Here is an 11,263-nt window from a genome sequence, read left to right on the forward strand (position 1 = left end):
CGCTGGGCCGGCGTGCCGTTCTACCTGCGCACCGGCAAGCGGCTCGGCCGCCGCGTGACCGAGATCGCGGTCGTGTTCAAGCGCGCCCCCGAGCACCTGTTCGGCCGCGTGCAGACCTCGGAGCTCGGCCAGAACGCCCTCGTGATCCGCGTGCAGCCCGACGAGGGCGTCACGATCCGGTTCGGTTCGAAGGTGCCGGGCAGCGGCGCCAACGTGCGCGACGTGACCATGGACTTCGGCTACGGCCACGCCTTCACCGAGGCCAGCCCTGAGGCGTACGAGCGCCTGATCCTGGACGTGCTCCTCGGTGACCCGCCACTGTTCCCCCGCCACGAGGAGGTCGAGCTGTCCTGGAAGATCCTCGACCCGGTCGAGCAGTACTGGGCCTCGCTGCACGGACCGCTGGAGCAGTACGCGCCCGGTTCCTGGGGCCCGGCTTCCGCCGACGCCCTGCTGGCCCGCGACGGACGAGTCTGGAGACGCCCATGATCATCGACCTTCCCGACACCACCGTCAGCCAGGTCGCCAAGCAGCTGGTGAAGGTGCGCGAGGAGGGCGGCGCCGTCGCCCTCGGGCGCGTGCTGACCCTGCTCATCATCGCCCGCAACGGCGTGGCTGAGCCCGCGATCGACGCGGCCAACGACGCGTCCCGCGAGCACCCCATGCGCGTGATCGTTCTGATCACCGGTGAGGGCGAAGCGCACCTCGACGCGCAGATCCGCGTCGGAGGCGACGCCGGCGCGAGCGAGGTCGTCGTGCTGCGCGCCTTCGGCGACGCCGCGAGCAACGCCGAGAGTCTCGTCACCGGCATCCTGCTCCCCGACGCGCCCGTCGTGGCGTGGTGGCCGGAGGAGGCGCCGACGGATGCCGCGAACGCGCCGCTGGGGCGCATCGCCCAGCGCCGCATCACGGATGCGGCGACCTCCCCCGATGTGCGGGACCGTCTCGCCCTGCTGGGCAGGACCCACGCACCCGGCGACACCGACCTGGCCTGGACCCGCCTCACGCACTGGCGCGAGCAGCTGGCAGCCGTGCTGGACCAGCCGCCGTTCGAGCGCGTCACCGCCGTCGAGGTGCACGGTGCCGCGGCCTCGCCGTCGACGGCCCTGTTGGCCGCCTGGCTGCGGATGGCGCTGGACGTTCCGGTGAGCTGGTCCTACGAGGACCCGGAGCACTGGCAGGAGGGCATCAAGTCGGTGCGCCTCACCCGCGCCAGCGGCGACATCCTGCTCGAGCGCCCCGAGCCCGGCACGGCCGTGCTCACCCAGCCCGGTCAGCCCGACCACGAGCTGCACCTCCCGCGGCGTACGCTGCGGGAGTGCCTCGCGGAGGAGCTGCGCCGCCTCGACGCCGATGTGCTGTACGGTCGGGTCATCACGGAGGGCTGGGAGCGGCTGGGCCCCGCAGACAAGGGAGCGTGAGGTCGATGGTGACCACGGTGCAGGGATCGATCAAGAGCGTCGTCGTGGAGCCGACCCCGGCGAGTCTGGCCACGCGCGTCGCGGATCGGTTCCTGACCAGGGTCGTCGCGCGCACTCGCAACGGCCGCGTCGCGCACATCTGCCTGACCGGAGGCTCGATGGGCGGCGCGGTGCTCGCCGCCGCCGCCGACGATGAGCGGGTCGCCGCGATCGACTGGTCGCTGGTGCACTTCTGGTGGGGTGACGAGCGCTTCGTGGAGCGCGACGACCCCGACCGCAACTCCCTGCAGTCCCGCCGCGCCCTGCTGGATCGTCTCGACATCCCCGCGGAGAACATCCACGAGGTCGCCGCGCCCTCGGACGGACTGAGCCTGGACGAGGCGGCCGCGGCGTACGCGGCGGAGCTGGCGCGCTTCGGCCGCTCAGGCGAGGCGTGGCCGTCGTTCGCGGTGTGCTTCCTGGGCGTCGGCCCCGACGGCCACATCGCCTCGCTCTTCCCGGACCGTCAGGAGGTGACGGTGACGGATGCCGCGGTGCTTCCGGTACGCAACTCCCCCAAGCCGCCGCCCGAGCGCGTCACGCTCACCCGCCCGGTGCTGAACCACTCCAAGCGGGTGTGGCTCGTGCTGACCGGCGCCGACAAGGCCTCCGCCCTCGGCCTGGCGCTGGCGGGCGCCAGCTACGCGAGCGTGCCGGCCGCCGGAGCCAAGGGACGGCGCCGCACGGTGTTCTTCGTCGACGAGGCCGCTGCGGCCGAGGTCGCACCGGAGCTCATCGACCGCGACTACTGAGCGTCAGGCGATTCGGCTCCGGGGAATCGGCTCCCCGGAACGTCGCCGTGGGCAGCCGCACCTTCGTCGTGGCTGGAGGTGCCGGGCCGGTGGGTCGCCGTGTCGATGCCCTGGGCGGCTGCATCTCCGCCGGCGCCCGTCGCCGTGTCGCTCCCGCGCTGGATCGCGATCTCCTGACTCTCGCTGAGCACCTGCGGGTGGTACCGGGCGAGGCCGAACACACCGAACACGGCGATCGCGCCGGCGATCCCGAACAGGATCAGCACCGGCAGGGGCGCTTCGGATGCCTCACCGAGCACCAGCGCGCCGATGAGCACGGCCACGATGGGGTCGACGACGGTGAGACCCGCGATCACGAGGTCGGGCGGGCCCGAGCTGTACGCCGACTGGACGAAGTAGGCGCCGACGGCGGCGGCTGCGAACAGCGCGATGACGCACGCGACGGTCAGCCACTCGAAGTTGCCGTTCTGGATGCGGCTGATCACGGCCTTCGCCAGCGTGGCGACGAAGCCGTACAGGATGCCCGCGCCGATCACGTAGAACAGCGCGCGCATGCGGTGCCTGAGGATGAGCCAGCACGTGCCCAGCACGATGATGACCACGAGCAGGATGGCGAGGATCGTGAACAGGTCCTCGTCGCTGATCTTGCGCTCCACCGCGTAGAACGCCGCCAGGCCGACGAACAGGAAGATGCCGCCCAGGCAGCTGCCGATCGCGATCAGCGACTTCTTCGTCGGGGTGTGCCCGGACACCCGCGCGTTCAGCAGAGTGGTGACGACCAGCGCGACGGCGCCGAGCGGCTGCACGACGATCAGCGGCGCGATGGCCATGGCGCTCAGCTGGCAGATCACGGCGAAGCCCAGCATGAGCGTTCCGATGATCCAGGACGGCCGCGTCAGCAGCCCCTTGATCTGGGCGCCGGTGAGCCCGGAGGCCCCTTCGGTGCCGGTCAGCTTCTCGACCTTTTCCACCCCGCGGTGCTGGTACTGCGCGCCGAGCGACATGAACACGGCGCCCGCGAGTGCCAGCGGGATGCCCAGCAGCAGCGCGGGGTTCTGGAACACGCCGATGAGCTGATCGCTCACTCCTGTCACGACTCCCACCCCAAGCTGCACTGTTTCACCCTACCCGGCCCGACGCTCCCCTCCGGGCCGAACGCGCCCAGTAGGGTTGTGGCGTGGCTGTTCTTCCGATCCGCATCATGGGCGACCCCGTGCTGCATGCTCCCGCTGCCGAGGTCTCCGAGATCACCGACGAGATCCGGACGCTCGTCGCCGACATGTACGAGACCATGGACGTCGCACCGGGCGTGGGCCTGGCCGCCCCCCAGGTGGGCGTCGCGCTGCGCATCTACGTGTACACCTACGTCGACGACGAGGACCGGCCGTGGCGCGGGGAGGTCATCAACCCCGTGCTCTGGATGACGCCGCCCGAGCCCGGCTCCCCCGACCCGGACGAGGAGTCGGAGGGATGCCTGTCGTTCCCCGGCGAGCGGTTCCCGCTGCGCCGCTCCGACCGCGTGATGGTCACGGGCATCGACCTCGAGGGCGCACCCGTGCGCATCGAGGTGGACGGCTGGCGGGCGCGCATCATGCAGCACGAGTTCGACCACCTCAACGGCATCCTCTACATCGACCGCCTGTCGGACGGCGACTGGAAGACCGTGCAGAAGATCGCCCGCAAGCGGGGCTGGGCGCGCGGCGGCGCGAGCTGGATGCCCGGAGTCGACGACCTCGAAGGCTGACCCCCGGACTTGTGATGCCCCAACAGCTCCACGGCTGGAGGGGCATCACAACGAGTCGTTACCCGATCGCGATCATCCGCGATCTTCTATTATGAACAGCGCTTCAGTGCCCCGTTCCTTTCTTCCGGGTAGCATCCCACCAGTATCTCCAGATGCCAGAATCGCTCACGTAGCATGCCCTGGCGATCTTGCCACCACCAGCAGCGGTTGCATTCTGAGCCGCGATGCACTCTGACTTCGACCAGTACGCTCCTGAGGTATATCGCGCCGCCGCCGCCGCCGTGGCTACTCCCAGCGCCATGATGAGCGCGAGCGCCCCTGCGGCGATTGCTCCCCCGCCGATCGTCTTCCTGATACGCATTTCAACCCTCCGTATGAAATGGCCAGTGGATGGCACCGTAACAGGTCTAATGGCAGCGATCCGCATCGGCACCGACGGCTGTGAAGGGCTCCGGCGCCTGATCTGATCCAGACCGACGCTCTCGACGCGGGGGAAGCATGCTGCTCGTGCTTCCCCTGCATCGTCTCCGCGGCGACCGCGGAGATCCGTCCCTGACACGACGAAACCCCGCTACGAGAGCGGGGTTTCGGTGGAGTTGGCTCCCCGGCTTGGACTCGAACCAAGAACCTGCCGGTTAACAGCCGGCTGCTCTGCCAATTGAGCTACCGAGGATCACGTTCCCCGCTGTGCGGGCAACTCGTTCAGCTTAGCAAACTCCGCGCCATGCTCCGAACACGGGCGACGTCCCGGGCGTGGCGCGTTCAGCGCGCGGCATCCGCCTCGGAATTGGGCGACCAGAGCAGGTCCTTGCCGATCCCCCGCGCCACAACGTGCCCGCTGCGCAGGATCAGCGCCTCCGCGTCGAGCTCGCGGATGAACGCGGCGTCGTTGGTGACCAGCAGCGCCGCCATCGACTGCTCGTTGCGGCGACGCGTGATCGCGTCGAACACCACGGGGCGCACCTCCAGGTCGAGGTTGGCGAGGGGCTCGTCTGCGATCAGCACGTGCGGCTCCAGCATGAAGGCCCGGGCGATCGCGACGCGCTGGCGCATGCCGGCGCTGAGCTCGTAGGGGAACTTCGCCGCGGCCCCCAGGGGCAGGTGCAGCTCGTCCAGCAGCGACGCGACCCTGATCGCGAGCGCCTTGCTGTTGACCCGCTTCTCCCGCGAGGTGATGGGCTCCGAGATGACCTCGCCGACCGTGAGCCGCGGGGGCAGGTTCGCACCAGCGCTCTGCGGGATGTACCCGCTCAGCGCGGTCAGCATCCGGCGCCGGCGACCGGGCCTGCGGACGTCGACCCCGCACACCCTCGCACGACCGCCGGCGACCTTGAGTGACGCGTCGCCGTACCCGGCCAGTGCCGACACGAGCGTGGACTTGCCCGAACCCGTGGCGCCGCCGACGCACATCAGCTCGCCCGCCCGGACCGTGAACGTGACGCCGTCCACGGCGCGGGTCACGCCACCGTGCCCGATCCGATCGATGACGAGATCGGAGCAGTCGATGGCGGCGTCACTGGCGGGCATGCATCCATCCTGCCTGGTGAAACCGCTCAGACGCTCACGACTCGACGAAGCGCAGCCGCTCCTGATCCAGATCCCGCAGTCGCACGCGCAGCGCCCGACCGCCGTCGGAGTCGGCGGGCACGCGCTGCACGGCGCCCAGCAGCTCGTTCTTCTCCCGGTCGATCGCCCGCAGCAGAAGGCGCCGGCACAGGTCCGTCGCCGAGACCAGTGCGCGCTCCTCGTCCTTCGCGGGGAACGGCATCATCAGCAGCTCGCCCGCCAGGCTCCGGTACGGCTCGCGCACGGCATCCGCCGCGGTCGTCGCCCAGCCGACCCGGGTCCGGTCCGGGGCGGCGGCGATCGCCTCGCGCACGGCGTCGAGGCCCGGATGCCGGAACTGCTCGGCCACGGCGCGATCGAGCAGCGCCTGATCGATCTGGTGCCCGTACTGCAGCATGCCCATCAGCGCGTCCCGCTCGATGGCGACGTCCGCCGTGCGCGGCAGGTCGGCGAGACGCACCCGCGCGATCTGCTCCGCGCCCGTCTCGGATGCCGACTGCTGCGGTGCACGCTGCGGCTCCCGCTCGGATGCCGCGGCTCCCCGCGCCGCACGCTGCACCTGATGGTGCACGGCCGTCGGGTCCATGCCCAGCCGTCGTGCCAGCACGCGCTCGTAACCGGGCCGCAGCAGCTCGTCGCGGATCTCCGCCACGATGGGCGCGGCGGCGCGCAGCGCGCCCACCTGCCCCTCCACGGTCGCGAGGTCGTAGCCGGCGAGCTTGCGGTCGATCGCGAACTCGAACATGGGCACCTTGGCATCCATGAGGCCGCGCACCGCGGCATCCCCCCGCTGCAGGCGCAGGTCGCACGGGTCGAGCCCGTCCGGCGCCACGGCCACGAACGTCTGCGCGGTGAAGCGGGAGTCTTCCGAGAAGGCGCGCAGCGCGGCCTTCTGCCCCGCCTCGTCGCCGTCGAACGTGAAGACCACCTCACCGGCCGCCGAGTCATCGCCCATCACCCGGCGCAGCACCTTGATGTGCTCGGCGGCGAAGGCCGTGCCGCAGGTGGCGATGGCGGTGGTCACGCCCGCCAGATGGCACGCCATGACATCGGTGTAGCCCTCCACGACCACCACACGACGGGGGTCTCCGCGGGCGATGTCGCGCTTGGCGAGGTCGAGCCCGTAGAGCACCTGCGTCTTCTTGTAGAGCGGCGTCTCCGGGGTGTTCAGGTACTTCGGGCCCTTGTCGTCGTCGTAGAGCCGGCGCGCGCCGAAGCCGATCGTCTGCCCGGTGACGTCGCGGATGGGCCAGATCACCCGGCCGCGGAAGCGATCGTAGACACCGCGCTGCCCCGCCGAGACGAGCCCCGCGTTGGTGAGCTCCTCGCGGGTGAAACCCTGCGCGGTGAGGGCCTTGGTCATGTTCTCCCAGCCCTTGGGGGCGTAGCCGACCCCGAAGTGCGCGGCGGCGCCCGCGTCGAAGCCGCGCTCCCCCAGGAACCGCCTGGCGCTCTCGGCCTCCGGGCTCAGCAGCTGGCCGCGGAAGTACTCCGCTGCAGCGGAGTTGGCCGCGTACAGCCTGCTGCGACCACTGGTCTCCGGCGCTGCACCGCCGTCCTCGTAATGCAGCGCGTAGCCGATCCGGCCCGCAAGCCGCTCGACGGCCTCGGTGAAGCTGACGTGGTCCATCTCGCGCAGGAACGAGTACACGTCTCCCGAGGCACCGCATCCGAAGCAGTGGTAGTACCCCACCTGCGGCCGCACGTGGAAGCTGGGGCTCTTCTCGTCGTGGAACGGGCACAGGCCCTTCATCGAGCCCACGCCCGCCGACTTCAGCGCGACGCGCTCACCGACGATGTCAGCGATGTTGGTGCGGGACTTGACCTCTTCGACGTCCGCCTGCAGGATCCGGGGCATCAGACGGCCCCTTCGACGACCACCCGGTTCGCGGGGCGGCGGTGCGCTCCGGGGCGGGCGTGGCGGGGCGTCCAGATGCCCACCTCGGCGGGGTCGATCTCACCGACCAGTCGGTTGTGCCAGTCGACGGCGGTCTGGTCGGTGAGGCTGGCGACCTGGTCCACGACCACACGCGCGCGCTCGGCATCCGTGGTCGCCGCGAGGAAGTCGGCGGCGAAGGCGGGCTCGAGGGCGTCGGCTCCGGCCGACCACAGGGAGTCCGTCGACCACAGCGCGTCCGCGAGGCGCGTGAGCACGCGACGCTGCTCCTTGTAGACGCCCTTGCGGGCGTCGATCGTGACGATCGCCTGCCCCATGATGCCCTTGAGCACCGCGATCTCGGTCTCGACGACGCGGGGCACGACGACGTGCCCGCTGTAGCGCGCGAGGTTCGGCCCCGGATACGCCTCGCGGGTCGCAGCGACGGATGCGCGGGCGAAGCGGCCGATCAGATCGCTGGTGAGGTTCTTCAGCCGCGCGAGGTCCTGCCGCGAGCGGTCGAAGGTCTTCAGCCACATGGGCTGACGGGTCAGGCGGTACAGCGCGTCCGCCAGCTCCTCGCGGGTGTAGTCGTAGCCGACCCACTGCTGGATCCGCCCGACGAGCGGATGGTGCTCGACCGGATCGGACAGCTGAGCGACGTCGAGGTAGCCGTTCACGATCGCGTCCTCGAAGTCGTGCACCGAGTACCCGATGTCGTCGCTGAGGTCCATGATCTCGGCCTCGATGCAGCGCAGGCGTCCCGGCGCCCCCTCGCGCATCCAGTGGAAGACCGGCTCGTCGTCCGGGTACACCCCGAACTTCAGCCGCCCGCCCGGATCCGGCAGCGGGTTGTCGATGGTCCACGGGTACTTGCACGTCGCGTCGAGGCTCGCCCGGGTGAGGTTCAGTCCTACCGAGTGCTCCTGATCGTCGAGCACTTTCGCCTCGAGCCGGGTCAGGATGCGCAGCGACTGCGCGTTGCCCTCGAAACCGCCGATGTCGGACGCCCAGTCGTTCAGCGCCCGCTCGCCGTTGTGGCCGAACGGCGGATGCCCGAGGTCGTGGCTGAGGCAGGCCGTGTCGACCACGTCCTCCGAGACGCCCAGTGCGGTCGCGAGCTCGCGGCCCACCTGCGCGACCTCGAGCGAGTGCGTGAGGCGGTTGCGGGCGAAGTCCGCCGTGGACGCCGGGCTCAGCACCTGCGTCTTGGCGGCGAGCCGCCGCAGCGCCGCCGAGTGCAGCACGCGGGCGCGGTCGCGGGAGAAGTCGTTGCGCTCGGAGCGGTGCGTCTCCGCGAAGAAGCGCTCGGCGTCAGCGGCGCCGTACCCCGGGTCAGCCACCACTGTTCTCGATCTCCGCTCCGCGCATCATGTCGCTCACGTCCTCGCCGATCTCTCGCGAGTCCAGCCAGCCCTCCGGGAGAGCCGTGCGCTTCGGGGATCCGGCACGGCCGCGCTGCCCCTCCGCACCGATGCCGGGGTAGGGCGCATCGCCGAGGGTGCCGAGCAGGTCGTCGATCTCCTGCAGGGTGGACGCGCGTGCCAGCGCCGCCCGCAACTCACCGCCGACGGGGTAGCCCTTGAAGTACCAGGCGACGTGCTTGCGCACGTCCTTGCATCCGCGATCCTCGTCCTCGAAGAACTCGACCAGCAGCTCCGCGTGACGGCGGAACGCCTGCGCGACGAACTGCAGCGTCGCGTCGACCTGCACGCCCTCCCCGCCGAACGCGCGCGCCAGATCGCCGAACAGCCACGGCCGGCCCAGGCATCCTCGTCCTACGACCACGCCGTCCGCACCGGTCTCCGCCATCATCCGCACGGCGTCGTCGGCCGACCAGATGTCGCCGTTGCCGAGCACCGGGATGCTGGTGATCGCCTGCTTGAGCTCGCCGATCGCGTTCCAGTCGGCGTGGCCGGAGTAGTACTCGGATGCCGTGCGGGCGTGCAGCGCGACGGCCGCCGCGCCGGCGTCCTCCGCCGCCCGCCCCGCCTCCAGGAAGGTCAGGTGGTCCTTGTTGATGCCCTTGCGCATCTTGACCGTGAGGGGCACGTCACCCGCGGCCTTGACGGCGCGGTCGACGATGTCGGCGAACAGGCCGATCTTCCAGGGAAGCGCCGCTCCCCCGCCCTTGCGGGTGACCTTGGGCACCGGGCATCCGAAGTTCAGGTCGATGTGGTCGGCGCGATCCTCCGCCACGATGATGCGGACGGCCTCGGCGATCGTGGCCGGGTCCACGCCGTACAGCTGGATCGACCGGGTGGTCTCGCTCTCGTGGTGCTGGATCAGGCGCATCGTGACGGCGTTGCGCTCCACCAGGGCGCGGGAGGTGATCATCTCGCTGACGTAGAGGCCCGCACCGTACTCGCGGCAGAGCCTACGGAAGGCGGTGTTGGTGATGCCCGCCATCGGGGCGAGCACGACGGGTACGTCGAGGTCGATCGGTCCGATGCGGAGCGCGGGAGTCGTGGCGGTGGCGAGAGTCATGTCCCCTCCATTCTCCCAGACGTCGGCGCCCGGTGGGCGCGGCGGAATTAGGGTGGGGAGTATGACCGAAACGACGCTGCGACAGATCCCGTTCTCCGACGCGGAGGGCACCGCGAAGACGCTCGACGACTACGGCTCGGACGTGGTGCTGGTGGTCAACGTGGCGTCCAAGTGCGGCCTGACCCCGCAGTACGAGCAGCTCGAGCAGCTGCAGCGCGAGTACGGCGACCGCGGCTTCTCGGTGGTGGGCTTCCCGTGCAACCAGTTCATGGGCCAGGAGCCGGGCTCGATGGAGCAGATCCTGGAGTTCTGCTCCACGACGTACGGCGTCACGTTCCCCGTGAACGGCAAGGTCAAGGTCAACGGCCGCAACGCCCACGAGCTGTACAAGGCGCTCAAGCAGACCTCGGACGCCGGCGGCAAGGCCGGACGCGTGGAGTGGAACTTCGAGAAGTTCCTGGTCTCCGCCGACGGCTCGGTGCAGCGGTTCCGTCCCAAGCAGAAGCCGGATGCCCCCGAGATCGTGTCCGCGATCGAGGACGCCCTGGTGGCTGCGGGGCGCTGAGCCCGGCATCGGGCGTTCGGCCGTCGTTCATGCGCGCTTCAGGCGCTCATGCGCTCCGGCCGGGTGTCGCGTTCACCTTCCCGTCGGCCGGCGGCCATCTCCGGCTCCTACCGTCTCGGCGGCGATGCATCGCCCGAGACGAAGGAGCCCATGAATGTCTGATCGACTTCCGCTGAGCCGGCGCACCGTCCTGACCGCAGGAGCGCTCGGCGCCGTCAGCGACGCCCTGGCCGCTGTGGCCGCGAGTGCCGGCACGACCCCGCCCGCCGCGCCGTCCGGCCGGGCCGGTCCGAAGGCGCGGGAGCTGCGGTTCCGTCCCGACGGGACCTTCAAGGTCGTGCAGTTCAACGACACGCAGGATGACGAGCTCACCGACCGGCGCACGGTGGAGCTGATCGAGAAGGTGCTCGACCAGGAGAAGCCCGATTTCGTGGTCATCAACGGCGACGTCATCTCCGGCGGCTGCGCGTCGCGCCTCGAGGTCAAGCAGGCCATCAACAACGTCGTCTGGCCGATGGAGTCGCGGCGCATCCCGTGGGCCGTGACCTACGGCAACCACGACGAGGACTCGCTGCCCGAGTCGGGTGTCGACGAGGCCGGGATGCTGAAGATCTACCGCTCGTACGACTACAACGTCAACGCCGACAACGCGGCGGGCCGAGCGCAACAGCCTCCGCGGCGGCCGAGTCTTCGAGCTGACCGAGAACGGGGACGACGTGTCGATCCAGACGCGTGTCGTGTACGCGCGCGACCTGGGCATCGACCTCACGGCGAACGACCAGCCGACGGAGCCGCCGCCGCTGGCTCCGAAGC

General features: G+C 70.4%; 11 protein-coding genes, 1 tRNA gene and 1 pseudogene. 7 read left to right on the plus strand and 6 right to left on the minus strand.

The features are described 5' to 3' along the window. The 3 genes and pseudogenes from BGN97_RS13715 to pgl form a co-directional block, all read left to right on the plus strand. Nucleotides 1–489 (plus strand): annotated as a pseudogene (locus tag BGN97_RS13715) (glucose-6-phosphate dehydrogenase); the annotation flags it as partial. Next, complete coding sequence (locus tag BGN97_RS13720; RefSeq protein WP_292702580.1) at nucleotides 486–1,421, plus strand: glucose-6-phosphate dehydrogenase assembly protein OpcA; 936 nt, start codon at nucleotides 486–488, stop codon at nucleotides 1,419–1,421. The pseudogene BGN97_RS13715 and the gene BGN97_RS13720, both read left to right, overlap by 4 nt. Before the next feature lie 5 nt (nucleotides 1,422–1,426). Further along, entirely contained in the window at nucleotides 1,427–2,212 is a 786-nt protein-coding gene (gene pgl / locus BGN97_RS13725; RefSeq protein WP_292702582.1) for a 6-phosphogluconolactonase, read from the plus strand. On the opposite strand, the gene BGN97_RS13730 is transcribed toward pgl, so the two are convergent. Next, on the minus strand, nucleotides 2,206–3,306 hold the full coding sequence (locus BGN97_RS13730) for a DMT family transporter (protein WP_292702619.1): 1,101 nt from the start codon (nucleotides 3,304–3,306) through the stop codon (nucleotides 2,206–2,208). The two genes, pgl and BGN97_RS13730, sit on opposite strands and share 7 nt — an antisense overlap. A gap of 83 nt (nucleotides 3,307–3,389) precedes the next feature. Here BGN97_RS13730 and def point away from each other — a divergent pair, with 83 nt between their 5' ends. Then, nucleotides 3,390–3,956, plus strand: a complete 567-nt coding sequence (gene def, locus BGN97_RS13735; protein WP_292702584.1) for a peptide deformylase — start codon at nucleotides 3,390–3,392, stop codon at nucleotides 3,954–3,956. 224 nt (nucleotides 3,957–4,180) lie between these two features. Continuing rightward, nucleotides 4,181–4,423: a hypothetical protein gene (locus BGN97_RS13740; protein WP_292702587.1), complete on the plus strand. Its 243-nt coding sequence runs from the start codon at nucleotides 4,181–4,183 to the stop codon at nucleotides 4,421–4,423. 130 nt (nucleotides 4,424–4,553) lie between these two features. Here the strand turns inward: BGN97_RS13740 and BGN97_RS13745 are convergent. From BGN97_RS13745 to dusB, 5 genes are all read right to left on the minus strand, one after another. Next, a tRNA-Asn gene (locus BGN97_RS13745) sits at nucleotides 4,554–4,629 on the minus strand. Between the two features lie 89 nt (nucleotides 4,630–4,718). Further along, nucleotides 4,719–5,483, minus strand: coding sequence for an ATP-binding cassette domain-containing protein (locus BGN97_RS13750; protein WP_292702589.1), 765 nt, complete (start codon nucleotides 5,481–5,483; stop codon nucleotides 4,719–4,721). Between the two features lie 34 nt (nucleotides 5,484–5,517). Further along, nucleotides 5,518–7,380 (minus strand): DNA primase, encoded by a 1,863-nt coding sequence (gene dnaG / locus BGN97_RS13755; protein WP_292702590.1) that lies wholly within the window; start codon nucleotides 7,378–7,380, stop codon nucleotides 5,518–5,520. Then, the gene (locus BGN97_RS13760) at nucleotides 7,380–8,741 is read right to left on the minus strand and encodes a deoxyguanosinetriphosphate triphosphohydrolase (protein ID WP_292702591.1); all 1,362 of its coding nucleotides are present in this window, start codon (nucleotides 8,739–8,741) and stop codon (nucleotides 7,380–7,382) included. Before BGN97_RS13760 ends, dnaG begins: the two co-directional genes overlap by 1 nt. After that, nucleotides 8,734–9,885: a tRNA dihydrouridine synthase DusB gene (dusB, locus tag BGN97_RS13765; RefSeq protein WP_292702593.1), complete on the minus strand. Its 1,152-nt coding sequence runs from the start codon at nucleotides 9,883–9,885 to the stop codon at nucleotides 8,734–8,736. Before dusB ends, BGN97_RS13760 begins: the two co-directional genes overlap by 8 nt. A gap of 61 nt (nucleotides 9,886–9,946) precedes the next feature. On the opposite strand from dusB, the gene BGN97_RS13770 reads away from it, so the two are divergent. Both BGN97_RS13770 and BGN97_RS13775 read left to right on the plus strand, forming a co-directional pair. Continuing rightward, complete coding sequence (locus BGN97_RS13770) at nucleotides 9,947–10,450, plus strand: glutathione peroxidase (RefSeq protein WP_292702595.1); 504 nt, start codon at nucleotides 9,947–9,949, stop codon at nucleotides 10,448–10,450. Between the two features lie 154 nt (nucleotides 10,451–10,604). Beyond that, nucleotides 10,605–11,263 (plus strand): metallophosphoesterase (locus tag BGN97_RS13775; protein ID WP_292702597.1); only part of this gene is annotated, 659 nt, incomplete at its 3' end.

Source organism: Microbacterium sp. 69-10 (genome assembly GCF_001897945.1).
In the GTDB taxonomy this organism is placed as follows: Bacteria; Actinomycetota; Actinomycetes; order Actinomycetales; family Microbacteriaceae; genus Microbacterium.